General features: G+C 72.8%; 17 protein-coding genes. 7 read left to right on the top strand and 10 right to left on the bottom strand.

Going from position 1 to position 23,219, the window contains the following annotated elements:
• From ACFYZ4_RS03610 to ACFYZ4_RS03595, 4 genes are read right to left on the bottom strand one after another with little or no spacing between them, the layout of a single operon-like run.
• On the bottom strand, positions 1-2,910 hold the full coding sequence (locus ACFYZ4_RS03610) for a tetratricopeptide repeat protein (protein WP_390782880.1): 2,910 nt from the start codon (positions 2,908-2,910) through the stop codon (positions 1-3).
• Positions 2,911-2,966: 56 nt separating this feature from the next.
• The gene (locus ACFYZ4_RS03605) at positions 2,967-3,443 is read right to left on the bottom strand and encodes a hypothetical protein (RefSeq protein WP_390782879.1); all 477 of its coding nucleotides are present in this window, start codon (positions 3,441-3,443) and stop codon (positions 2,967-2,969) included.
• A gap of 45 nt (positions 3,444-3,488) precedes the next feature.
• The gene (locus tag ACFYZ4_RS03600; protein ID WP_351294779.1) at positions 3,489-3,815 is read right to left on the bottom strand and encodes a hypothetical protein; all 327 of its coding nucleotides are present in this window, start codon (positions 3,813-3,815) and stop codon (positions 3,489-3,491) included.
• A gap of 21 nt (positions 3,816-3,836) precedes the next feature.
• Positions 3,837-6,365, bottom strand: a complete 2,529-nt coding sequence (locus ACFYZ4_RS03595; protein WP_390782878.1) for a CHAT domain-containing protein — start codon at positions 6,363-6,365, stop codon at positions 3,837-3,839.
• A 253-nt stretch (positions 6,366-6,618) separates the two neighbouring features.
• Here ACFYZ4_RS03595 and ACFYZ4_RS03590 point away from each other — a divergent pair, with 253 nt between their 5' ends.
• Both ACFYZ4_RS03590 and ACFYZ4_RS03585 read left to right on the top strand, forming a co-directional pair.
• A complete protein-coding gene (locus ACFYZ4_RS03590; protein WP_390782877.1) occupies positions 6,619-7,560 on the top strand; it encodes an NAD-dependent epimerase/dehydratase family protein in 942 nt (313 codons plus the stop codon).
• Positions 7,561-7,631: 71 nt separating this feature from the next.
• Complete coding sequence (locus ACFYZ4_RS03585) at positions 7,632-10,907, top strand: aminotransferase class I/II-fold pyridoxal phosphate-dependent enzyme (protein WP_390782918.1); 3,276 nt, start codon at positions 7,632-7,634, stop codon at positions 10,905-10,907.
• Between the two features lie 42 nt (positions 10,908-10,949).
• Here ACFYZ4_RS03585 and ACFYZ4_RS03580 read toward each other — a convergent pair whose 3' ends face one another.
• The 4 genes from ACFYZ4_RS03580 to ACFYZ4_RS03565 all read right to left on the bottom strand — a co-directional run bounded on the left by ACFYZ4_RS03580 (position 10,950) and on the right by ACFYZ4_RS03565 (position 14,219).
• Positions 10,950-11,528, bottom strand: coding sequence for a toxin (locus ACFYZ4_RS03580; RefSeq protein ID WP_351294767.1), 579 nt, complete (start codon positions 11,526-11,528; stop codon positions 10,950-10,952).
• Positions 11,525-11,977: a helix-turn-helix domain-containing protein gene (locus ACFYZ4_RS03575; RefSeq protein WP_351294765.1), complete on the bottom strand. Its 453-nt coding sequence runs from the start codon at positions 11,975-11,977 to the stop codon at positions 11,525-11,527. Before ACFYZ4_RS03575 ends, ACFYZ4_RS03580 begins: the two co-directional genes overlap by 4 nt.
• A gap of 303 nt (positions 11,978-12,280) precedes the next feature.
• Positions 12,281-13,441, bottom strand: a complete 1,161-nt coding sequence (locus ACFYZ4_RS03570) for an MAB_1171c family putative transporter (protein WP_351294762.1) — start codon at positions 13,439-13,441, stop codon at positions 12,281-12,283.
• Positions 13,442-13,484: 43 nt separating this feature from the next.
• Positions 13,485-14,219 carry a TetR-like C-terminal domain-containing protein gene (locus ACFYZ4_RS03565; protein WP_390782876.1) on the bottom strand — a complete coding sequence of 245 codons (735 nt, stop codon included), beginning with the start codon at positions 14,217-14,219 and terminating at the stop codon, positions 13,485-13,487.
• 190 nt (positions 14,220-14,409) lie between these two features.
• Between ACFYZ4_RS03565 and dacB the strand changes: the two genes are divergently transcribed.
• A complete protein-coding gene (dacB, locus tag ACFYZ4_RS03560; RefSeq protein ID WP_390782875.1) occupies positions 14,410-16,062 on the top strand; it encodes a D-alanyl-D-alanine carboxypeptidase/D-alanyl-D-alanine-endopeptidase in 1,653 nt (550 codons plus the stop codon).
• A gap of 51 nt (positions 16,063-16,113) precedes the next feature.
• On the opposite strand, the gene ACFYZ4_RS03555 is transcribed toward dacB, so the two are convergent.
• A complete protein-coding gene (locus ACFYZ4_RS03555) occupies positions 16,114-17,088 on the bottom strand; it encodes a zinc-binding dehydrogenase (RefSeq protein WP_390782874.1) in 975 nt (324 codons plus the stop codon).
• Between the two features lie 335 nt (positions 17,089-17,423).
• Between ACFYZ4_RS03555 and ACFYZ4_RS03550 the strand changes: the two genes are divergently transcribed.
• The 4 genes from ACFYZ4_RS03550 (at position 17,424) to ACFYZ4_RS03535 (ending at position 20,639) form a co-directional block, all read left to right on the top strand.
• Positions 17,424-18,029 (top strand): hypothetical protein, encoded by a 606-nt coding sequence (locus ACFYZ4_RS03550; protein WP_351294750.1) that lies wholly within the window; start codon positions 17,424-17,426, stop codon positions 18,027-18,029.
• 92 nt (positions 18,030-18,121) lie between these two features.
• The gene (locus ACFYZ4_RS03545; RefSeq protein WP_351294747.1) at positions 18,122-18,598 is read left to right on the top strand and encodes a hypothetical protein; all 477 of its coding nucleotides are present in this window, start codon (positions 18,122-18,124) and stop codon (positions 18,596-18,598) included.
• Between the two features lie 142 nt (positions 18,599-18,740).
• The gene (locus tag ACFYZ4_RS03540) at positions 18,741-19,349 is read left to right on the top strand and encodes a hypothetical protein (RefSeq protein ID WP_351302160.1); all 609 of its coding nucleotides are present in this window, start codon (positions 18,741-18,743) and stop codon (positions 19,347-19,349) included.
• Between the two features lie 294 nt (positions 19,350-19,643).
• The gene (locus ACFYZ4_RS03535; RefSeq protein WP_351302157.1) at positions 19,644-20,639 is read left to right on the top strand and encodes a serine/threonine-protein kinase; all 996 of its coding nucleotides are present in this window, start codon (positions 19,644-19,646) and stop codon (positions 20,637-20,639) included.
• A 12-nt stretch (positions 20,640-20,651) separates the two neighbouring features.
• Here the strand turns inward: ACFYZ4_RS03535 and ACFYZ4_RS03530 are convergent, their stop codons facing one another.
• Positions 20,652-23,111, bottom strand: coding sequence for a SpoIIE family protein phosphatase (locus ACFYZ4_RS03530; RefSeq protein ID WP_390782873.1), 2,460 nt, complete (start codon positions 23,109-23,111; stop codon positions 20,652-20,654).
• Positions 23,112-23,219: the final 108 nt, after the last annotated feature.

Genomic DNA, 23,219 nt, shown 5'->3' with positions numbered 1-23,219 from the left:
CTATCCCTCCTGGGCGCCGCCGTTCAGGGCGTCCAGGATCTCGGCGCGCGTGGCGCTGAGGAGCTCCCGCCAGGCCTCGTCCTCTTCGCTGCCGACCGGCAGGTCCGCGAACAGGTCGACGGCCTCGGTGATCTGAACGAGGGCGTCCGACCACAGCTCCAGGTCCTTCGAGAGCCCGGCCCACACGACGAGACACATGAGGAGGACGGACCGCAGGGGTGAGTCCGGGGCGGCCCGCAGCTCGGCGCGCAGATGACCGGCCGCCTCCTCCGCGAGCGGCCACGCGGCGCGGGGATCGTCCACCTGGGACAGCCGTTGCGCCAGGGCGACGAGCTGGCCGGCGAAGTACGCGCGGTACATCCGGCCCTCGGCCTCGTACAGCCCGCGCAGGAGGCCGACGGCCTCCCCGGCGTACGGGGCGGCCTCCGCGGGGCGGCCGAGCGTCGCGAGGACGGTGTCGACGAACCCGGCCGTCTCCGCCAGGTGCAGGGCGTGCGGAGCCGAGCCGTCCTGCGCCAGTGCGGAGCGGATCCCGTGGGCCTGGAGGCCCGCGGACAGGGCCTCCTCGAACCGTTCCTGGTGGTGCAGGCGGATGGCCAGCCCGTGCAGGTTGAAGGCGTGGAGGCGCCGGTACGCCGACGGGTTGCGCCGCGCGAGTTCCTCCGCGATGGCACACGCCCGCCGGGCCGCGTCCAGGGCGCCCGGGGCGTCACCGGTCGCGTCGAGCACCATGCCCAGGTTCTTGAAGGCGATGGACACGTCCTCGTCGAACCTGCCCGGGTGGGCCACGTGCAGTTTCCGGTAGCGCTCGGCCGCGTCACGGACGTACGGCAGCGCCGCGCGGGGCCGGCCGCTCTGGCAGAGGAGGAGGCCGTAGTTGTCCAGGGACGCCGCGAGTTCGGCCTCGGCCTCCGGGCGGCCCGAGCGGGCCGTGCGCCGGCGCAGCCGCAGACCCTCCGCGGTGTAGGGCTCGGCCTCCGGCCCCCGTCCCATCTCCATGAGCGCCATGCCCAGATTGCTGAGGGCCATGGCGAACTCCTGCACGGGCAGGGTGACACCGGAGTGCCGCAGCTCACGGAAGAGCCGGATGCCCTCGGTCATGAGCTCCGCGGCCGGCTGTTGCCGGCCCGTCCGGTACAGGGCCATGCCGAGATCGCCCAGCGAACCGGCGAGGCGCAGCCTGTTCGTCGGCGGCCCCCCGTCCGGCAGGCTCCTGCGGATGCTCACCGCGGAACGGAACGAGGCCACCGCCTCCTTCCAGAGCCCGGCCTGGGCCAGCCTGGTGCCCAGCGCCTCGTGGAGTTTCGCGCGCTCGGCCGGGCTGTCGCTGAGCCGCAGCCGGTGTTCCGTCAGCACGCGGCCCAGCGCCGCCGCGCCGGGTGCGAGGTCGATGTCCTGGTGTCGCGGCAGACACTTCTCCACCGCCTCCAGCGCGGGAAGGTCGACGCTCGCGATCTCGGTCAGGGCGGCCACCACGGCGCCGCCGCCCTCGACGGCCAGCTGCGGCCTCGCCCGCAGGAGCGGCCACAGCTCGTGCTCGGCGACGTGCGGCCAGCGGCGGGCGGTGTCCGTCAGGACCGACAGCGCGGACCGGGTGTACGGCACGGTCTCCGGTGGTGGCGGCTGCGCCTTGCGGCGGAACCAGTTCAGGCCTCCGGTGGCCGGTGATGAGGGGGCCTGCTCGGGCCGCAGCAGCCGGCCGGCCGCTCCGGCCGCCCACGGGTCCGGTACGTAGCCGGCGCACGCGTGCCCGGGCGTGGACAGGGCGAGGAAGTCCTCCGCGAGCCGGTCCGGGTACAGCGGTTCGAGTACGACGCCGGCCGCCGGATCGCGCGGCGGATAGCACACGGCGTGGTCGTCGACGACGACCGACGGAGGACCGTCGGACAGGCCGATGCGGTCCAGGGCCGTGACGGCCTCGGCGTGCGGCAGGGTCCCGGTCAGCGCGGCCGTGTGGACGGCCCGGCGCATGATCCGCGGATCGGTGGACACGCGGCCGTTGTCGTGGAGGCTCAGCCAGAAGTCGTGTTCGCGGTCCAGAAGGTAGCGGGACAGGCCCACGGGATCGCGCGGTGCCGTGAGCCCCAGCCGGAAGCTGTCGATCGAGACGAGCGCGGCCATGTGGAGGGTGAGGGCCACGTCGTACGCCTTGCCGTCGAGGTCGGCGGGCACCGCGGGCAGGGGCGGGTTGCGGAGCCCGAGTGCCTTCGAGAACGCCCGGTGGGCGACACGGTAGGAGATCTGCCGGTCCGTGTGGCTCGTGGCCAGCGAAGGCAGTTCGAGGGTGGGGCCGGTGTCGAGGCCGGCCTTGTCCAGGCGGTTCTGCAGGGCGGGCCACCACAGGTTCGCCGATCGGGCGACGAGCAGGACGCGGCACTGCCGGGGGCGGTGCAGCAGGGGGTTCGACAACAGCATCAGCAGGTCGTCGGTGGGCCAGCGGTCGGCGTAGTCCACGATCAGCAACAGCGTGCGCCCCGGGTCTCCGGGGGCGACGACCTGTTCGGCGAGGGGATCGCTCCGGTGGTGGGCGGCCCACACCGTCCAGCCCCGCTCCGCGCAGTCGGCGGCGAACCGCGCCGCCAGCCGGGTCTTGCCCTGGCCGCCGCCGGCGTGCACGAGCGCCACCGAGCGCGCGCCGTCCGCCTCCCGCCACCAGCCCAGGGCGTCGAGTTCGGCTCCCCGGCCGTGGAAGGGCACCACGCGGTTCTCGGCGGCCAGCAGCCTGCTGGGCTGGTCAAGAGCGGCCTCGACGGGCACGGACCGGCGCGTGAAGTCGAACGGCGCCACCTGGTAGACGGGCCTGCCACCCCGCACGTGGATGTCCCCGTGGAGGACGGCGTACACGAAACTGCCCGGCTCGGCATGGATGTACTGGGACGCCTCCTGGGGAGGCTCGTCGGCGGCCGACACGTCTTCGGGGCCTCAATCCGTGCGCCGGGACGGGGACGGGATGTCCTGCGGCCCGGTCATGAGGCGTCGTCCCTGTCGTTCCTGCCGGTGTCGCGGTTGTCGACGTTCATCGTTCCGAACATCACGGCGTAAGTGGTGCTCTCCTCACGGCCGTTGACATGCATGACGTTCCTCGTCGGCCGCGCGGTCAGGGCCTCCAGTTCCGCGGCGCCCCGCGGATGCTCCGCGAGCCAGTCCTCCAGCCGGGTCCGCAAGGCGTCCGCCCGCTCGTCGCGGGCCGCCTGCCGGTCGTCCTCGGCGACGGCCTGCACGGCGGCCGCGTCCTCGTCGAGCCGCTCCAGCAGGCCCGGCTCGGCGTTGTCGCCGCGGCTCTCGCCGTGCCGCCTGAGGAGTCCGGCGACCCCGGAGCGCATGGTCTGCCAGGCGTCGGTGGCCGCCGCCGCCAAAATGGCCGTACTGCTGATGCTGGCCAGTTCCAAGAGTGCCGGATCCACGGCGAAGCCCCCGCCCCGTTCGATACCGCTTGCAGTCATATGGTTGCAGAAGGTTTCCGGCCGCGACAACGTTGCGCGGCGCTGCTATTCGTCGTCGCCGATCAGGGCCTCCTGGACCTGGCGGGCGACGGTCACGACATCCGCGTCGCCCGGAATCCGGAGGGTCACGGTGTCGCCGTTCGCCTTGATCTCGACCGTGACCCCGGGGGCGGACCGCCCGAAGTTGGTGCGCACGAGCTCCGTGAGCCGCAGGAAGGTGTCGGGCCCCTGGAGGAGGCTGATGGTGGCGGACAGGGCCGAGATGCCCACGACGGTGAGCTCGGCCGCACTGCCCCGGCCCCCCGGCCGGATGGCAAGCCCCTCCGCGACCAGCAGATCGGCGATGTCCGACGGCATCGACACGGCAATCATGAAGCAGGTCCTCTCGATTGGTCAGTACGCCTGGAACGAGGCCCAGATGATGGGGTGGGGATCGCGGATCTCCTCGCCGTCGAGGTCTTCCCCGCGCACCGAGAACACCTTCCACTCGGTGAGCATCCTCAGCTGCAACCGCCTCAGCAGGTCCGCGTGATCGCCGGTCCGCTGCCCGTCGAGCATCCCCCGGACGAGGAGGTCCTCGAAGGCCTCGGTGAAGGAGGCGTCGCGGATGTCGAGCGAGGTGGCGATCACCTGGTCGGCGCCGGAGTGGATGACGCCCGCCGCGAGTCCCATGCCCTCGCCGCCGAGGGCCGACGCGCTGGAGCTGGAACAGCAGGACAGGATCACCCGCGTGGGCATCGGCAGGAAGGGCGTGCCGTCGTCGAAGGCCCCGAAGAGCTCGCCCGACTCTACGTACGTCTCCTCGGCCAGGGGCAGGGCCGACCAGGCCGGGTCGCTGTCGTGCACCCCGTGACCGCGGTAGAAGAAGACCCCGTGGGTGGAGGGGCCGATCTCGTGCAGGGCGGCCAGCAGGGCGTTTTTGGTCCCGGGGCCGCCGGGCCCGGAGGCGGTCAGGAGCACGTCCGCCTCGTTCACCACGGAGTCCGCGGTCCGCTCGCGCAGCGACCCGTCCGGGTTGTCGCAGGCCAGCAGGAACGGCACGGGTGCGCCGGGCGGCAGCCGGAGGTCGCGGGACGCGCGCTTGAGCTGGGTCGGCGTCGAGGTCCACATCCGCAGGACCGCCTTCTCGATCAGCCGCTCCTCCGTGCCGGGGACCATCGTGATCGCCCAGGGCACACAGGTGAGTTCGCGGGCCGCGGAGATCGTGAGCCGGAGCGGTTCGTCCGCGCCGGACCGCCCCAGCACGTCGACGAGCGGTGGCGGCAGGAGCTGCCCGATGGTGCGGGTGATGATCTGCTCCTCCGCCGACCGCCAGCTCCTCAGGTGGGTGAACGGCTCGTAGAAGTCCCCGGGGCCGCGCTTGTGGGGGAACAGGCTCCACGTCTTGCGTTCGGAGGACTGGGAGTGCCCGGCCAGGCCCAGCAGGACCGGCTTGATCCGGTCGAACTCCCGGAGGTCCTGGACACCGAACCCGGCGGGCTTTCCGTCCCGTGCGAGGAACCAGAAGAGGAGACCGTCCTCGATGTGGGTCGCCCAGAAGACACCCTCGGGCAGCGCGTCGTCCAGTGGCCGGGCCGTGAGGCGCCGCGCCTCCTTCGGCGGCAGCGCGGCGCGGTAGTGGGGCAGCAGGCGGGCCTCGCCCTGGTAGGAGACGGGCTCCGGGAAGTGCAGGAGCGTCGCGTTCAGGGCGTCCTGGTACGCGGTGAAGACGGCCGAGGACACGACCAGGTTCTTGCCGCCGGCCGCGCCGGGCCCGTCCTCCGCGGCCGGGGCGGGTGTCACGGCCCTCCCGGCGCCCTCACCGTCCGGGTCCTCCGTCCCGGCGTCCGCCGTCCCCGTCTTGGCGTCGATCCCGCTCTCGGCGAGCTTCTCGTCGTCATCGACCTCGACCTCGGCGTTGAGCAGGGACTGGAGCCTGCACGACTCGATCAGCTCGGCGACCGTCCGTTCGTCTCCCAGGGCGACCGCCGAGACCAGGGCGGCCCGTCGGGCGGGCCCGAAGTTCTTCCAGAGGGAGAGCCGTTGGGTGTGCGAACACGTCCGGTAGCGCTGTGCGTCCAGCTTCGCCCAGGCGGCCAGGGCCACGGCGAGGCCCTCCTCGTACCGTTCCAGCCCGGTCCAGATGCTCGCGGCCGCCTGCTCCAGCTCCCCGACCAGCCAGTCGTCGGCCCGGTCCGCGGCGAGCCGGGCGAGGGCGCCGGTCAGGAGGCCGAGGGCGCGTTCCGGCTGTGCATCGGCGGCGAGGCGCTCCGCGAGGCAGGAGACGGTGTAGGTGTAGGGGATGATCCCCAGCTCGCGCACCCGCTCGATGCCCTCGGTCGCGTGCGCGCCGAGCAGGGGCTCCGGGTCCAGGATCCGGGCCGCGATCCGGTGGAAGGCGGCGGACGGGCCGTGCGTCGCGCCCTGGAGGAGCTCCAGACCGTCCAGGGCGGCGGCGTGGTCCCCCCGCTTCATCATGAGGACGACCATCTGGGCGTAGGTGCGCCGCTTGTGGCGGGCGGTGCCCCAGTGGAAGGCGGCGCCGATGAAGCACTCGGACGCGGTCGACCAGTCCGCGCAGCGCACGTACTCGCGCCCCAACAGCTCGTAGAGCCGGGCGAGATGGCGGTCCCGGGGCGGCGGCTCGCCCTGCTCCCAGGGCCGGTCGGTCGTCCTGATCAGCATGGCCCGTACCCACGAGGGCCCGGCGCTCCCCGGGGCCTTCGAGTCCGCGATGCTCAGTCCGCCCAGGAATCCGTCGAGTTCGAGCATCTCGCGCTGGAGCCGGGCCGGTAGACCCTCGGAACGCTCCAGACGGGCGTCGAGGCGCGCGGCCGTCCACCGGGTGCCGCGCGTGGAGAGGCCTCCGCGCAGCGGGAGTCTCCGGTCCCGGGCCAGGCGCCCCGCCAGGACGAGAGCATGGTCGTACGCCGTGAACCTCATGTGCTCCCCCGCGTGCCCGCCCATTGAGAGCAGCCATGGTGCCGCGCCCGAACGGCTGAATTCCAGGGAAACGGAATAGTCATACGAATGACCTTGCGGAGGGTCGGCGCCGAGGGGCCCGGGTCCTGCCTCCGGGCGGCGGAACGTCGTGATCCGGCAGTCCGTAGGCGACTATCGGCCCGCTCGGAGCGGAAGGCAGGGGGGATGCCGCCGTACGCCGTCTGACGCGGGCGGCTCGCGCTAGTGTGCGTACGTGAGCTCTCATGTCGTCATCGGTTTTGGACCTGCCGGCGCGGCCACCGCTCGGCTTCTGGCCGAACAGGGCCATTCCGTACGGGTGGTCACCACGTCGGGCAGAAAACCGGAACCCGGAATCCAGCACTTCGCGTTCGACGCGACCGACAGCGCGCGGCTGACCGAGACCGCGCGGGGCGCCGTCGCGATCCACAACTGCGCCGCGCCTCCCTACCACCACTGGGCGCGCGCCTGGCCGCCCCTGGCCTCGTCGGTCCTGGCCGCGGCCGAGGCGACCGGGGCCGTCCTGGTGATGCTGGGCAACCTCTACGGCTACGGCCCGGTGGACGGTCCCCTGACCGAGGAGCTGCCGCTCGCGGCCACCGGCACCAAGGGACGGGTGCGCGCCGCCGTGTGGGAACAGGCACGCGCGCTGCACGAGCAGGGCCGGGTCAGGGCGGTCGAGGTACGGGCCTCGGACTTCTTCGGCCCCGGTGTGACCGACGGCGGCCACCTGGCCGGGCGGGTCCTGCCGCCGCTGCTGCGGGGCAAGCCGGTCTCCACCGTCGGGGACCCGGACGCGCCGCACAGCTGGACCTATCTCCCCGACGTGGCCAGGACCCTGGTCGAGGTCGCGGGGGAGGAGCGGGCCTGGGGGCGGCCGTGGCACGTGCCGACCGAGCCCGCGCTGTCGGTCCGGGAGATGGTCGAGAGGCTGGCCGCCCAGGCGGGTACGGGACCGGTCGCGGTGCGCCGGATCCCGCCGGCCGCGCTGGGCCTGGCTTCGCTCTTCTCCCCGCTGATCCGCGAACTGAAAGAGATCCGCCACCAGTTCGACCGCCCGTTCACCGTCGACGCGCACGCGTACGAGGCGGCGTTCGGGGGACGGGCCACGCCCCTCGACGAACAGGTCAAGGAGACCGTCGACTGGTGGCGCGAGCGCCTGGCGGCCGGCGGGTGACCACGGCGAAGGGGACGGATCCGGCAGTGGACGCAGGGCGCGTGGGGCGCGACGACATAGCCGTCGTGGGGATGGCGTGCAGGTTCCCCGGAGCGCGGGATGTGAACCAGTACTGGCGACTTCTGACGGCGCCGCGGGCACAGTTCTCCACCATCCCGGACTCGCGCTGGCGCACCGCCGCCTTCCTGGGCGACAACGCCCGCGACCCCTCGTCGGCCTACACGGACACCATGGCGCTGCTCCCGGACGTGGGCCACTTCGACGCCGCGCACTACGGCATCCCGCCGCGGCGGGCCAGGGCGATGGACCCGCAGCACCGGCTGCTGATCGACCTCGCCCGCGAGGCGATCCAGGACGCGGGGTGGGAGGCCGACGGCTTCGACCGCGAGGAAACCTCGGTGATCACCGCGCTCACCGAGAGCGGCTACCGCGAGCTCTCCACCCTGCAGATCCGGATGCGCCAGCTGGCCGGCGGCGAGTTCGGCGCGCGGGCGGCCGATCTCCGGTGGCCGGACACGGTCCGCGCGGTCGACGGACTGCACGGCACCTCCGTGGCCGGGCTGCTCCTCAACATGGGGCCGAACACGATCAGTTCGGTCTTCGACCTGCACGGCGAGAGCTACGCCCTGGACTCGGCCTGCTCCGGTGGCCTCATGGCCGTGGCCAACGCCGTACACGCCCTGCGGGCGGGCCGGTCCCGCATCGCACTCGCCGGCGGCGCCCAGCTGATACTCGCCCCCGATCTGCTGATCGGGCTGTGCCGGATCGGCGCCCTCTCCCGCAGCGGCAGGTGCCTGCCCTTCGGCGCGCGGGCCGACGGCTTCGTCCTGGGAGAGGGAGCCGGGGTCCTGGTGCTGCGGCCCCTGTCCGACGCGCTGGCGGCCGGCGACCGCGTCTACGCGGTGATCCGCGGTGTGGGAACGGCCAACGACGGGACCGTGCAGGGCGGCATGTACCCCCGTGCGGCCGGCCAGCTCCGGGCCCTGCGGCGCGCGTACCGGGACGCGGACCTGCCCCCCGACGCGGTGGGCTACCTGGAGGCCCACGGTACCGGGACGACGGTCGGCGACCCCGTCGAGCTCGGCGTCCTGGGCGAACTGCGCGGTGAGGGGGCCGCACCCGCCTACCTCGGGGCGGTGAAGGCGGTGATCGGCCACTCGCTCAACTCCGCCGGGATGGCCGGGCTCATCAAGTCCGTCCTGGCCGTGCAGCGGGGAGTGATACCGCCCCAGCCGGAGTTCGACCCGGCCGACCGCTCCGCGCTGGACGCGGCACGGCTGACCGTACCCACGGAGGCGACCCCGTGGCCGGACGACGGCCGGCCGCGCCGGGCGGGGGTGAGCGCCTTCGGCTTCGGCGGCACGGGCGTGCACATGGTGGTCGAGGAGTGCGCCCCACCGGCCCGGCCCGCGCCGGCCGAGGGACCGCACCGGCTGGTCCTCAGCGCCCGCGACCGGGCCGGGCTGGCCCGCTACGCCCGGGAACTGGCCCGCACTCTCACCGAGGACCGGCCGCCGCTCGCCGCCGTGGCCGACACCCTCGCCCGTAGGACCCCCCTCACGGAACACCTCGCCCTCGTGGCGCAGGACACCGCCGACGCCGCGGCCCGGCTGACCGCGGCGGCCGAGGCCGTCGAGGCGGGTGGCTCCGCAGACCCCGGCCCGGGACGGGAGGCCGTACCGGAGGCCCGTACGGGGACGGAGCGCATGCCCCCGTGCACCCTCCCGCCGAGCCCGCTCGCCCCGCGCCGGCACTGGGTCGTGGACGAGTCGGCGCGCGACCTGCCGGACCCCGCCGCGCCGGTGGAGCGGCCGGGGGAGGCGGAGCCCGCGCGCTCGCCGTGGCCCGAGGGCCCGTCCGCCGCGGCCGTCGTGCTCGAAGAGGTGGCGCGGACCGGTGTCTTCCCGCTCTCCGACGTGAGCGAGCGGATGACGCTGGTGACCGACCTCGGCTTCGACTCCCTGATGCTCCAGGAACTGGAGGTCGGCATCGGCAAGCGCGTACCGGGCTTTCGCGCCGAAGAGCTCTTCACGCCCGGACTCACCGTCGGCCGGCTGATCGCCCTGCTCGATCCGGACCGCGCCGAGCCGGCGCCCCCCGCGCGGCCGTCGCCCCGGGAGACGCAGCCGCAGTGGAGTGCCGCGACGGCGAGCGTCGACGACTTCCCCGAGGTGGGGCGGTTCGAGCAGCGCTTGGGCGCGATCGCCGACAGCGGGGCGCAGTACCCGTACTTCCGCGTCCACGAGGGCACCATCCGCGACACCACGGTGATCGGAGGGCGCGCGTACCTGTCCTTCGGAAGCTACAACTACCTGGGGATCTCCGGACACCCCGCGGTCAACGAGGCAGCGCACCGGGCAGTCGACCAGTACGGGACCTCGGTCTCCGCGAGCCGCGTGCTGTCGGGCGAACGGGAGCTGACGGTCCGGCTGGAGCGGGCACTGGCCGAGTTCCTCGGCGTCGGGGACTGCCTGACGCTGGTGAGCGGCCACGCCACCAACGTCACCGCGATAGGGCACCTCGTCGGCGCGCAGGACCTGGTGGTGCACGACGCGCTCGCCCACGACAGCATCCTCCAGGGCTGCGCCCTGTCCGGGGCGGCGCGACGCCCGTTCGCCCACAACGACATCGGGCAGCTGGAACACATGCTGCGGCTCAACCGGTCCCGCTTCCGGCGGGTGCTGATCGCCGTCGAGGGCGCCTACAGCATGGACGGCGACCTCGTCGACCTGCCCGCCGTGATCGAATTGAAGAAGCGTTACGGCGCCCTGCTGATGGTGGACGAGGCGCACAGCATCGGCACGGTCGGCGAACACGGCCGGGGCGTGGGGGAGTTCTTCGGCGTCGACCGGTCCGACGTTGACCTGTGGATGGGCACCCTCTCCAAGGCCTTCGCCAGCTGCGGCGGTTACCTCGGCGGCTCGGCCCGGATGGTGCGCTGGCTGCGCCACACGCTGCCGGGCTTCGTCTACAGCGTGGGCCTGACTCCGGCCAACGCGGCCGCGGCACTGGCCGCGACCGAGCTGATAGCGGCGGAGCCGCAGCGGGTCCGCGCGCTGCGCGACAACGCCCGGCTCTTCCTCGGCCTGGCCGCCACGGCCGGTCTGGCCACGGGTTCCAGTGCCGACACCCCGATCGTGCCGTGCGTCCTGGGCGACTCGGCGCGGACCCTGCGCGTCGCGGGCGGGCTGTTCGACCGCGGGATCATCGCGGACCCGATCGTGCACCCCGCCGTGGAGGACGGGCTGTCGAGGCTGCGGTTCTTCCTCACCAGCGAACACCGCGAGGACGACATCAGGCGGGCCGTCGCGGTCCTCGCCGAAGAGGTGGCCTCCACGGAGCACTGAACGCCGCCTCCCCCCGGATCCCTCGGATCCCTAGGTTCGCCCTCAGAACAGGGTGCGCTCGATCCGGCTGAGCACGGCGCTCGCGCCGGGGTCGCCGCCCTCGTCCGCGTCCGCCGCCGGGGGAGCGCCGTGCCGGTGCTCGGCGCCGCCCATCCGCTGGGAGAGCAGATAGGCGATGATCTCCGCCTCCTGCTCCTGGACGTCGTCGTACGTCGCGCGCAGGAGCATGTCCCGTACGAGTTGGGGGTCGAGGTTGGGGAAGAGGAGGCGGGCGGCCGCCTCGTCCAGCCCGCCCGCCCCTCGGTGGCAGCAGATGATGTGGCCCAGCTCGTGCAAGATGATGTGCTCCTGATGCGCGCTGGTGGTGTTGGCGTCGTAGAAGATGAGGTCCTCGTCGCGTGCGGCGACCCACATGCCGCACGGATGCGTGGAGGGCATCTGCATCGGGACGAGCGTGATCGGACGGTCGCGCACCTCGCCGAGGTGGCGGCACAGTTCGGCCACGTCGGTCGCCTCGGGGAGATCGAGCTCGGCGATCCGCCGGGCGCCGGCCTTGCGGAGCTTCTTGAGCCCGCTGCGCCGGTCCTGGTCGGCCGACCGCTCCTTCCGGGAGGCCCTCATTCGGGCTGGGAGGAGTCGGTGACGGGCGGCAGGCCCTGCATCTGCCGGTACTGGTCCATGATGGCCGTGATGGCCTGGAGGTTCTCCTTCTTCATCCCGGCCGCGCGCATCGCCACCGCGCGGACCCCGGACTGGCGCAGTGCCTCGATGGCGGCGATCTGGCTGAGCACCGACTCGGCGACCTTGTCGTCGAAGAAGTAGGCGACCGAAACGCCGAAGAAGCGGGCCAGGGCCGCCAGGAGGTCGGGCGAGGGGTTGGAGCGCTTGCCCGTCCGCAACTGCGACAAGTACACGCCCCCGACCTTGAGTTCGGGACTGGCGCGCTTCAGCTCCTCCGCCACCTCGGCATTGGTCCAGTGCTTGCCCTTGGGGCGAACCGTCTTGAACAGGTCGTCGAGGCGCACTGCGAGCAGGGGCCGGTCATCGGACCCGCTTTCCGTCCCGGTCATGGTGAATCTTCCTCCCGTCACCTCCTCGGCATAGCCCTTGGCTATCTGTCAGTTTCACAGATTAGCAGTCAGTTGACAATTGGCCTGGAATCCGCCACCGTTGGGGTCTCGCCGATAGCTGTCAGCTAAGTCGACTCACGGGGGCTTCACAGAGTCGACTGCCGGCGACATCGGACTGGCCCGGCCCTCGGGGGATGGGCCGGGCCAGTCCGTGCGGGAGTCCACCCGTTCGGCCCGATGTGAATCGGGCGGAACGGGCATGCCCGCCCGGTTTGACGGGGGATGCAAACCGGGCGGGAGCTCTCAACTCGCGGTGCCGAGTTTACTGTAGGCGGCTGCGACTTGGGTGAGCCATGCCACTTCCGCACTGAAGTTGTTCGTGTCGCGGTCGTCGAAGTCGCCCGCGTCCTTGTTGTCGTGCGGGACGGTACCGGTCCGCTTGGCGAGCAGAGCCTGCTTGATCTGCGCCGCCTCCGTGAACGCCTGCCGCAGCTCCTCGCTCGCCTCCCCGCCCGGCCCGCCGGGCCGGTCCGCCCCGCCGGCCGTGCGGTCGATGTACGGGCGCAAGTCCCGCCATCCGTCGCGTATTTCGACCACCCGCCGGTGGAGGCGGTAGTCGAGGTCCGAGACCGACGCGCCCGGCGGCTCCAGGGCGATGTCCGGGGAGGCCTCGTACAGGTCCCGCCACAGCGGGTACAGCGCCCGGTAGGTCCGGTAGGTCCGGGACCACTCCAGGAGCCGGGTGGCCGAGGGCCCCCAGGAGGAGTTGGTCAGGCTGAGCGAGAGCAGGACGATGCCCGCGGCGCTGAAGACCGAAGCGGCGACCTTCCAGGCGCCGATGTCGACACCGCCCGCGGCCGTGAGGATGTTGACCGTCCTGGCCATGCAGTAGAGGAAGAGGACCACCGCGGCCACCGAGAGCAGCCGAAGGGCCTGGCGCAGCGTGGCGTTGTCGGTCATCCGCGCGTAGGGGCCGCACTGCCGGTAGATGGCGACGCACGGAACCGCCTGGGAGACGATGAAGACCAGGAGGTACGTGAGCATCAGCGGCTCGCTGGTGCCGTCGAAGTCCGAGGTCGGCCGGCCCGGGCCGTCGGCGATGAAGAACAGGGCCGTCAGCACCACGTCGAGGACGATGCCGGAGACCAGCCAGTAGCGCGTCCTGCGCACCGTCGCTTCGTCCGCGGCCGCCCACCGGAGCAGGATGATCTGCGCGCTGACGCAGAAGGCGACCGCGGCCAGGTGCATGACGAGGATGGCGAGGTTCCCGACGCCCAGGAGGCTCTTGCCGCCCATGGCGAAGGCACCCATGGTGAAGGTGAGGCACTGGAGCAGCAGAGTGGCGATCAGCGTGCGGTAGGCGCTGTCCCGCCAGCTGCGGCGTGCCTGGCGCAGCCGGTAGATGAGCGCCGCGTACGAGGACAGCGCCGCTATGACGAAGCAGAGGGTTCTGGTGGTGTTCACATCCCGCTTTTCTGCACGTGCCGCGCTTGCGGCGGACAGGGGTTCAGTCGGTGGTCTCGCCCGAGGGGACCACGAGCCCGATGCTCTCGGCCGCCACGGCGATGGAGTAGTCGAAGAACGCGGCCTCGTCGCGGACGCTGTCGTGGGTACGGCTGAAGACCTGGAACACCAGGAGCCCGATGAGGTTGCTCCACAGGACGATGCCGCGCTCGATGATGTCCGAGAACGGAGCCTCGGGCACACCGCCGAACGCCTCCACGGCGGCCGGCAGGAGCAGCGGCGGACCGGGCACCGCCCGCCGGGGCGGGGTGAGTTCACCGCCCATGAGAGCCGACCGCACGATGCCGGCGAGCACCCCGGGGGTGCGCGAGGCCGGCGGCACCGTGTCCTGCGGGGCGTGGTAGCCGGGCACGGGGGAGCCGTAGACCAGGGTGAACTCGGCCGGGTTGGCGAAGGACCACCGGCGCAGCGCGCGCGTCACCGCGAGGAGCCGGGCGCCCGCCGTGGCGCCGGCCTTCACGGCGGCCTCATCGGCCTCCTCCATCGCGGCGCCCGACGCGTCGTAGGCGTCGATGACCAGTGCGGTCAACAGGTCGTCCCGGTGCGGGAACACGGCCTCGACATCGGTGACGGCGAGATGGCCCGCGCGGGCCACCGCCTCCGGAGACAGCCCCGCCGCCCCCAGCTCCGCCAACTGCCCGCGTGCGGTGTCCTTGATCACCGTCGTGAGCTTCGCGCGCGCTGCGTCGTCGCCGTTCGAACTTGCTGCGGAATTCATGCCGGAACCGTACCCGCCGCCGGCAACACCCGTCAGTGCCGCCTCCGGAGCACCCCGGCCCGGCGCCGAAATCCGGCCACGGCGCGGCATCCGCGGCCCTCGGAGGGCGTGACATGCAGGTCGAATCCGGCCGTGCCACTCTGTTCACACGGCCTCGGGGACCAGGCAGCCGCGACGAACGGAGCGCGCTGTGAGCAGTCCGATCCACTCCGTCCACTCCGCACGGACGCGGCGGGGCCTGGCCGCCGCCTGCGCCGCGCTGCTCTTCGTGGCGCTGGCCCCGGGTACGGCGGCCGCGGCGGATCCCTCGCCCTCGCCCTCTCCGTTGCCTTCGGGTGACGCGGAGCAGGGCCGGCTCGACCCGCGCATCACCGAGATCATGCGGAAGCCGCAGTACAGCCATGCCCAGTGGGGCCTGCTGCAGACCGAACCGGACGACGGGCGCGTGGTGCACAGCATGTTCCCCGGCCAGTTCTTCATCCCCGGCTCCACCGCCAAGCTGATCAGCGTCTCGGGCCCGTGGCAGACCCTCGGCGCGGACCACCGCTTCGTGACCCCCCTCTACGCGGTCGGCGAGCGCACCGGCGCCACGCTCACCGGCGACCTCGACCTCGTCGCCCAGGGCGACCTCACCATGGGCGGCAGGACACGGCCCGACGGCACGGTCGCGTACACCGACCTCGACCACACCTACGCCAACGACTTCCCCGGCGCGACCCTCACCCCGGAGAACCCCCTCGCCGGGATCGACCAGCTCGCCCGGCAGGTCCGTGCGTCCGGCATCACCCGCGTCGACGGCGACGTGATCGTCGACAGCCGGCTCTTCCTCCCGGACCCCGTCCTCGACCCCACCCCCACGCCGCTGATCATCAACGACAACCTGATCGACCTGATGACGACCCCCGGGGACCGGGCCGGCGCGGACGCCCGGCTGGACTGGCGGCCGAAGGTCGCCCCGTACCAGGTCACCTCCACCGTGAAGACCGTCGCGGCCGGCGAGCCGACCGCCGTCACGGTGACGGCCACCGACGGCGGCACCCGGATCCGGCTGTCCGGAACCATCGCGGCGGACGCCGAGCCCCTGCTGCGCACCTCACCGATCACCGATCCGGCCGCCTTCGGCCGTACCGCGCTGATCGAGGCGCTCGGCCGGGCCGGGGTACGGGTCACCGCGGACCCGGCCGGCCCCAACCCGGCCGCCCGGCTGCCGCGGGACTACGCGGGGCGGCCGCGGGTGGCCGCGTACACCTCCCCGCCCTACGCCCAGTACGCCAAGCTGATCCTCAAGGTCAGCCACAACCTCGGCGCCAACCTCGGCATCTGCCTGATGGCCGTCACGACCGGCAGCCGCCAGTGCGAGGACGGCTTCCCGGTGCTCGCCGACTTCCTGGACCGGGCGGGCGTCGACCGCAAACAGGCCCAGCTCATGGACGGCCGGGGCGGCAACCCCGCCGACCGCGTGACCCCGCGGGCGCTGGTGCAGATGCTGGCGTACTGGCAGCGCACCCCCGACGCGCGGCTCTTCCGGGAGGCTCTGCCGATCCTGGGCGTCGACGGGCTGCTGGCCGAGAACTGCCGCAGCTGCCCGGCGCGCGGGAAGGTGTTCGCCAAGACCGGCGCGGCCGTCGGAGGCGACGCCCTCAACGACCGGCTGGCCGTCGGCGCCATCACGATCGCCGGCTACCTCGACAAGGGCGGCGGCCGCTACGACACCTTCTACGCGGGGGTCAACGGCGCCTCCACCCCGACCGCCGACCCCGCGGGGGTGCTGACCATCGCCAACGACCTCGCCCTGATCGCCGCCTACCTCCAGGAGGCTCCCGCCCCCTCGCCCTCACCCTGATCGCGCGTCCCCGCAGGGGTGACGGGTGTCCCCGTCACCCCTGCGGGGCCCTCACACGGTGATCACCGTCTTGCCCACGAGCTCCCGGGACTCGATCGCCGCGTGCGCCGCCGCCGCGCGTTCCAGGGGGAAGGTGGCGCCGATCACCGGGCGCAGGGTGCCCTCGGCCGTCGCCCGCAAGGCCTGCGCCGCGAGTGCGGCGTGCTCCGGGGTCGTCAGTTGCACGTCCGCGATGCCGAGCAGGCGGACGCCATTGGCCGCCGCGTCCGCCGGGGGCACCGGGGCGAAGCCGCCCGTGGGAGCGCCGTGGGCCGAGAACCGGCCGCCCGCCCGGACCAGGGAGAACGCGGCCAGGCCGACCTCGCCGCCCACCCCGTCCAGGACGACGTCCGCGCCCGTGCCGCCCAGCGCCTCGCGGGCCCGTTCCACCCAGCCGGGGCGGGCCGCGTCGACCACGGCGTCCGCTCCCAACTCCCTTACCAGGGCGGTCTTGCGGTCGCCGCGGGCCACGCCGACGACCCGGGCGCCCGCCGCCTTCGCCAGCTGGACCAGTACGGTGCCCATGCCGCCCGAGGCGCCCAGGATCAGCACCTGCTCGCCGGGCCGCAGCGCCGTGGTGTCCAGCAGCCGGGCGGCCGTCACACCGTCGTGCACCAGGGCCGCGGCATCGGTGAAGGAGACCGAGTCCGGTACGGCGGCCAGTCCCTCGGCCGGGGCCACGGCCAGCTCCGCGTAGCCCCCGCCGGCGATGCCGAGGGAGGCGACGACCCGGCGGCCCCGCCAGGCCGGGTCCACTCCCTCGCCGGTGGCGCGGACGGTACCGGCTATGCCCCCGCCCGGCAGGTAGGGCGCGGTGACCTGGAAGTGCTCGCGGCCCCAGCCGCCGCGCACCTGGGTCTCCACGAAGATCGTGTCCACGGCGGCGACGGCGACCAGCACCTGTCCGGGGCCGGCCACCGGCTCGGGCACCTCCGTGGGAACCAGTACCTCCGGACCGCCGAACCCGATCGCCTGTGTCGCACGCATGGCACTCACCCCTCCGGCAGGGCCTCCGGTCTCTCCGGTGCCCGTGCCGCGAGCCTCGGACATCAAGCGCGGTTGAGGTCAAGCGAGGGCCGTCCGCCCCTCGGGGCGTCGGCCGCGCGGACTTTTACCCCGCGTTTAGGCAGGTGTCAAGTCCCGAGATTCCGGAACATGACCCGGGGGTGCCGTCCGGGGCTTACTTGAGGAGCGGAAAGGAAACGAAGCGAAAGGTACAGAAGGAACTCCTCGCAAAGGGACTCCTCCTCTCGCCAGTATCACCGCACCGTCCCGGAAATCCGGGCAGGTCAATATCCCTCTTGAATCGGTAGGAGAAAACCATGAACCGCAAGATGCACACCAACAGCACCGTCCGCCCCACCCGCAAGGGCTTCCGCTTCGCGACGCTGGCTGCTTCGGCCGCTGTGGTGCTCGGAGGGATCCTCGTGCCGGCCTCTGCTGCGACGGCGGCTCCGATGCCCGACCACGTGCACTCCATCCTCCTCCCGACCGACGGAGGCGCCGGAGGCAAGGGTGGCAAGGGCGGGAGCGGCGGCCTGGTAGGAGGCGGTGGCGGTTCCGGCGGTGCCGGTGGCGGCAGCGTCAACGGTACCGGTGGTAAGGGCGGCCTCGGCGGCGACGGTGGGGACGGGTTCCTCGTCGGCGGTGGCGGCGGTGGCGGTGGCGGTGGCGGCGAGGGCCGCATCGGTGGCGCCGGCGGCGACGGCGGCAAGGGCGGCTTCGGCATCCTCGAAGGCGGCGGCGGTGGCGCCGGCGGTGGCGGCGGTGACGGCCGGCTGCTCGGCGGCAAGGGCGGCAACGGCGGCAAGGGCGGCTTCAGCTTCTTCCAGGGTGGTGCCGGAGGTGACGCCGGTGACGGTGGCTTCGGCGGCCTGATCGGTGGCCTCGGCGGCGACGCCGGAGCGGGTGGTGGCTCCATCTTCTAAAAGGCGCACCCGATCCGACGGGGTGGAGGCCCTCCCGGCCTCCACCCCCCAACCCCCTCCACACCTCTTGTCCTACGAAAACGGAGAACCCCATGTTCACGTGCACCTGGCAGCGTCCGCTCATCCTGGCGGCGGCCTCCCTGGCCCTCGTCACCGGTACGGCCTGCGCCGCGCAGGCGTCGGAGTTCAAGGCCCCGGCGGGCACCAGCTCCTCGGTCGCGGCGGAGCAGCCCACGCACTGCGCCCTGGGTGGCCATGGCGGCGAGGGCGGCAAGGGTGGCAAGGGCGGCAGGGGCGGTCAGCCCGGCGAGCCGGGTGAGCCCGGCAAGCCCGGCGGAGTGGGCTGCTTCCGGTTCGACGACCTGCCCGACAAGTCGAAGTCCGACCTCTCGATGGTCGACAAGGTCCACATCGTGATGATCCTGCTGGTCGACGACTCGGACGACATGAAGGAGAAGATCGCCAAGAAGTACGACATCTCCGAAGACCAGCTCGACAACCTGAAGGACGACTACCTGGAGGGCAACTGGATCGCCCTGATGGGAGACGGCTTCTCCTCCTCGACCTGAGGAACGAATCCCCCTCGGGGCGCTCCGGCCCGATGCGGCCGGAGCGCCCCGAGTGTTTTGCGCCGGCGGAATGGTCCACGGCGAGGAATTCGACCAATCGAACCGCGTAGCGGACATCAGTTTCCAGACAAGGGAGAATCTCATGCGCGTGCGATCTTGGAAGTTCCGTCTCGGTCTTCTCGTCTCGACGACTCTGCTCGGTGCCGGTGCGATGACGACGGCCGCCACGGCGGCGCCGGCGCTGCCGAGCCAGCCGGTCGAGACGGCCGTCACCCAGCAGCACGGTCCCGCCCCCGGCGGCGGTGACACCCAGACCGGCGGGAACCGCTTCGGCCGCAACGGAGCGATCGGCAAGTTCGGTGACCAGATCACCGGCAAGGTCAAGGTCGACAAGGACAGCGTCCGCGTCGGTGACAAGGTCTGCGCGGGCAAGTGCAACGGCTCGGTCAACGGCACCGAGGGCGGCAAGGGCGGCATCTGCGCCGGCCTCTGCAACGGCAGCGCCAACGGCGGCACCGGCGTGACGGGCCGGCCCGGCGGCGGCACCGGCGGGACGGGCGGCAACGGCGGAGTCTGCGCCGGCGTCTGCCACGGCAGTGTCAACGGCGGCGACGGAGGCACCGGCGGGGCGGCGTCGCCCGGCGGCGACGGCGGCGAAGGCGGCCTCGGCGGCGATGGCGGCCTCTGCGTCGGCATCGGCTGCGAGACCAGCGGATTCGGCGGTCGCGGCGGCAGCGGCGGCATGGGCTGACCCCCACCGGCAGCGCCACGCAACGGGTCCCCGGCACCACGTGCCGGGGACCCGTTCCGTTTCGAAGGGGCACTCGTATGGATCACTCGATAGACTTCAGACATGGAAGAGCGGCCTGGCGCGTCACTTTCGCACCAGAGCCGACACCGTCGCGTCGAGCGCGACCCGTTCAGCCATGTCGTCCCTCGGACGACGCTCCATCGAGGACGGGGTCGGCATGATCGGCACCTTCGCCCACGGACATCGCGTCGGCGCCGCGCCGTCGTCCGGCCGGCCGGCTGAGGCGGGCACCTGATGGCCGCCTCGGCATCCGACCTGAGCGTGTACACGGGCCGGCCCTCCGGCCTGATCGGCAAGCAGATCGCGGGCTACCGGGTGGAGCGCCTGATCGGCCGCGGCGGCATGGCCGTCGTCTACTCCGCCAAGGACCTGCGCCTCGACCGTACGGTCGCACTCAAGCTCATCGCCCCCGAGCGCGCCCGCGACGACACCTTCCGCCGCCGCTTCACCCACGAATCACGGGTCGCCGCGAAGATCGACCACCCGCACATCGTGCCGATCTTCGAAGCCGGTGAGACCGACGGCGTCCTCTACATCGCCATGCGGTACGTCTCCGGGCTCGACCTGCGGGCCCTGCTGGACCGGGAGGGACCGCTCCCCGTCGCGAAGGCCCTGCGCATCGCCTCCCAGGTGGCGTCCGCCCTCGACGCGGCCCATGAGCACGACCTGGTGCACCGGGACGTCAAGCCCGGCAACATCCTGGTCGCCGCGGGCACCGACAGCGACCACCCGGAACACATCTACCTCACGGACTTCGGCCTGACGAAGAAGTCCCTGTCGCTCAGCGGGTTCACCACGGCGGGCGAGTTCGTCGGCACCCTCGACTACATGGCGCCGGAACAGATCACCGGCCGCCCGGTCGACGGCAGGTGCGACCTCTACAGCCTCGCCTGCGTCGTCTACGAAACCCTCGCCGGCGGGCCCCCCTTCGTGCGCGACGAGGACGTGGCGCTGCTGTGGGCGCACCAGTACGACCAGCCGCCGCCCCTGACGGAGAGGCGGCCCGAGATCCCGCCCGCCGCCGACGAAGTCCTGGCCAAGGCCCTGGCGAAGGTTCCGGAGGACCGCTACGACTCCTGCCTGGAGTTCGTGGGGGCCCTGCGCGCCGCCGCCGGAGGCGGCACCAGGCGGGAGGACGGCACGTCGCACCGGGTGGAACCCCTGGAACCGCCGCCGGACCCGCCGATCTGGGCCCGGCCGGTCTTCCTCGCCCCGACCGGCGGACCGTAGGGACCGCAGCCCTCAGAACCCGACGAGCGACTGCTCGGCCCAGATGGTCTTGCCGAGGGCGGAGTGCCGGGTCCCCCAGCGCTGGGCGAGCTGGGCGACCAGCAGCAGCCCCCGCCCTCCCTCGTCGAACGTCCGGGCACGACGCATGTGCGGGGCGGTACTGCTCGCGTCGGAGACCTCGCAGAGCAGGGTGCTGTCGTCGTGGATCAGCCGCAGCTCGATGGGGGGCGCCCCGTAGCGGATGGCATTGGTCACCAGTTCGCTGACCACGAGCTCGGTGACGAAGGCGGCCTCGTCCAGCCCCCAGGCCGTCAGCTGCTCGGTGGTGTACCGGCGGGCCTGGGCGACGACGGACGGGTCGGACGGCAGCTCCCAGACGACGACCTTGTCGGCGTGCAGGGCCCGGGTCCGGGCGACGAGCAGGGCGACGTCGTCGTCGGGACGGTGGGTCAGCAGAGCGGCCAGAACGCGGTCGCAGACCGTGTCCAGGCTGGCGGCGGGGCGTACGAGGGCCGCGAACATGCTGTCCAGGGACTCGTCGATGTCACGCTCGCGGGGTTGCAGCAGGCCGTCGGTGTACAGGGCGAGGAGGCTGCCCTCGGGAATCTCGGCCTCGATGGTCTCGAACGGCAGGCCCCCCAGGCCCAGCGGCGGTCCGGCCGGGACGTCGAGGAGGTAGGCGGAGCCCTCCGGGGAGACCACGGCGGGCGGGGGGTGGCCGGCCCGGGCGACCGTGCAGCGGCGGGTGACCGGGTCGTAGACCACGTACAGGCAGGTGGTCCCGATGCCGCCGGCGGCCTCCGCGGCGGCCCCTTGCTCGCCCTCGTCGGCGGACAGGTGGATGATCAGGTCGTCGAGGTGGGTGAGCAGCTCGTCGGGCGGCAGGTCGACGTCGGCCAGCGTGCGCACCGCGGTGCGCAGTCGGCCCATGGTGGCGGAGGCGCGGATGCCGTGGCCGACGACGTCCCCCACGACGAGGGCCACCCGTGCGCCGGACAGCGGGATCACGTCGAACCAGTCACCGCCCACGCCGGCGTCGGTACCGGCGGGCAGGTAGCGGGAGGCGATCTCCAGGGCCGGATGGTCGGGCAGCGAGTGCGGCAGCAGGCTGCGCTGCAGCGTCATCGTGGTGGTGTGCTCGCGGGTGTGCCGGCGCGCGTTGTGGATGCTGACGGCCGCCTTGGACGTGAGCTCCTCGGCCAGCCACAGGTCCTCCGGGTGGAAGGGGTCCTGCCGCTGGTGCCGGCTGAAAACGGCCAGACCGAGCGTGGTCCCTCCGGCGCGCAGCGGCACCATCATCATCGAGTGGGTCCCGGAGTGGCCGATCCAGGCGGCCCCGGGGTCCTGGGCGACCCAGCGGGCGACCGCCGGGTCCGTGGTCGTGTACACGGCGCCGCGGCCCGCGGCCAGACACTCGACGGGAGGTGACAGCGCCGGATAGACGGCCGTTCCGCCGACCGGGACCTGGGACTCCAGGCTTCCCTCCAGGAGCGAGCGCACGGCGATGTGGGTCACGGTGACCGGCCCCGCCGCCGGCCTGGAGGAGTGCTCGTCCGCGCGCGGCGGAGGCTCCAGCAGGTCGACGACCGCGAAGTCGGCGATCCGGGGGACGGCCGCGTCGGCGAGCTCCTCCGCGGTGCGCGCGCTGTCGATGGTGGTGCCGATGCCGGCGGTGTCGACGTCCGACAGGAGCAGCTGCGGCCGCTCACCGGCGGCTCCGCTCTTCTCGTGCGCGGCCAGACAAACGGCGCGCACCCGTCCGTCGGCGTCGCGCAAGGGGGCCAGCGAGGCCGCCAGGCCCTGCTCCGTCCGCGCGCCCGTGGGACGGACGAAGGCATCGACGTGCTGCGGCTCCCCCGTCTCCACCACCAGGCGCATCCTGCGCTCGGTCTCGTCGCTCACCGGATCCGGGGCGATCTCGGGCAGCCGCAGCCCGCGCATCTCGGTCTCCGTGAGGGACAGCGCGCGCTCCATGCCGGCGTTCGCCCGCACCAGCCGCAGGTCCGCGTCGAAGACCGCGAGGAAACAGGGGGACTGGGTGAACGTCCACTCCTTCAGCGCTTCACCCCAGGGCGTACGCGGCTCACCCGGCACGGCGGACACCACGAACCACTTGGTGTTCCCGCCCGTGGACGTCCAGCGGTGCGCGAGCAGTCTCAGCTCCAGCCGCCGGCCGTCCCGGTGCCGCAGCGCCACGGTGCCGCTCCACCGGTCCTGCCCGGACGGGATCCGCCCCGCGCTCTCGTCGATCTCCTCGGGGTTCCCGGTGTTCCCGGCGCCGTCGGCGAGCAGGCGGGCGGCGGGCAGTCCCACGATCTCGGCGGGCGCGTAGCCGAGCAGCCGATGGGCGTCCTCGCTCCACTCGGTCACGATGCCCTGCTCGCTGAGGGTGGCCGTGGCCGTGTAGGTCGATCCGTCGGAGGCGTTCGTCTCCGCCGGCCGCTCACCAGGAGAGGTGGGAAGTTGCTCCATCGCCGCTCATCTCGCCCTCGCTAGTTCCCTCGCCGTGCTTCCACGGCAACCCGCACGGCCAGGGGCTCCACTGACAAGCATCATCCGGCGGGCCAAGGAGCACCAACG

The organism is Streptomyces sp. NPDC001513 (assembly GCF_042894695.1).
GTDB lineage: Bacteria > Actinomycetota > Actinomycetes > Streptomycetales > Streptomycetaceae > Streptomyces.
Note: the sequence above shows the minus strand (reverse complement) of the source record. Positions and strands in the feature narration are given on the sequence as shown.

What these genes read in the sequence shown, in the direction of transcription:
- ACFYZ4_RS03550 (WP_351294750.1), top strand. Translation starts at nt 17,424, where the DNA reads ATGAACCGCAAGATGCACACCAACAGCACCGTCCGCCCCACCCGCAAG.
- ACFYZ4_RS03600 (WP_351294779.1), bottom strand. Translation starts at nt 3,815, where the DNA reads ATGATTGCCGTGTCGATGCCGTCGGACATCGCCGATCTGCTGGTCGCG.
- ACFYZ4_RS03580 (WP_351294767.1), bottom strand. Translation starts at nt 11,528, where the DNA reads ATGAGGGCCTCCCGGAAGGAGCGGTCGGCCGACCAGGACCGGCGCAGC.
- ACFYZ4_RS03585 (WP_390782918.1), top strand. Translation starts at nt 7,632, where the DNA reads ATGGCGTGCAGGTTCCCCGGAGCGCGGGATGTGAACCAGTACTGGCGA.
- ACFYZ4_RS03605 (WP_390782879.1), bottom strand. Translation starts at nt 3,443, where the DNA reads ATGACTGCAAGCGGTATCGAACGGGGCGGGGGCTTCGCCGTGGATCCG.
- ACFYZ4_RS03595 (WP_390782878.1), bottom strand. Translation starts at nt 6,365, where the DNA reads ATGAGGTTCACGGCGTACGACCATGCTCTCGTCCTGGCGGGGCGCCTG.
- ACFYZ4_RS03530 (WP_390782873.1), bottom strand. Translation starts at nt 23,111, where the DNA reads ATGGAGCAACTTCCCACCTCTCCTGGTGAGCGGCCGGCGGAGACGAAC.
- ACFYZ4_RS03575 (WP_351294765.1), bottom strand. Translation starts at nt 11,977, where the DNA reads ATGACCGGGACGGAAAGCGGGTCCGATGACCGGCCCCTGCTCGCAGTG.
- ACFYZ4_RS03540 (WP_351302160.1), top strand. Translation starts at nt 18,741, where the DNA reads ATGCGCGTGCGATCTTGGAAGTTCCGTCTCGGTCTTCTCGTCTCGACG.
- ACFYZ4_RS03545 (WP_351294747.1), top strand. Translation starts at nt 18,122, where the DNA reads ATGTTCACGTGCACCTGGCAGCGTCCGCTCATCCTGGCGGCGGCCTCC.
- ACFYZ4_RS03555 (WP_390782874.1), bottom strand. Translation starts at nt 17,088, where the DNA reads ATGCGTGCGACACAGGCGATCGGGTTCGGCGGTCCGGAGGTACTGGTT.
- ACFYZ4_RS03565 (WP_390782876.1), bottom strand. Translation starts at nt 14,219, where the DNA reads ATGAATTCCGCAGCAAGTTCGAACGGCGACGACGCAGCGCGCGCGAAG.
- ACFYZ4_RS03535 (WP_351302157.1), top strand. Translation starts at nt 19,644, where the DNA reads ATGGCCGCCTCGGCATCCGACCTGAGCGTGTACACGGGCCGGCCCTCC.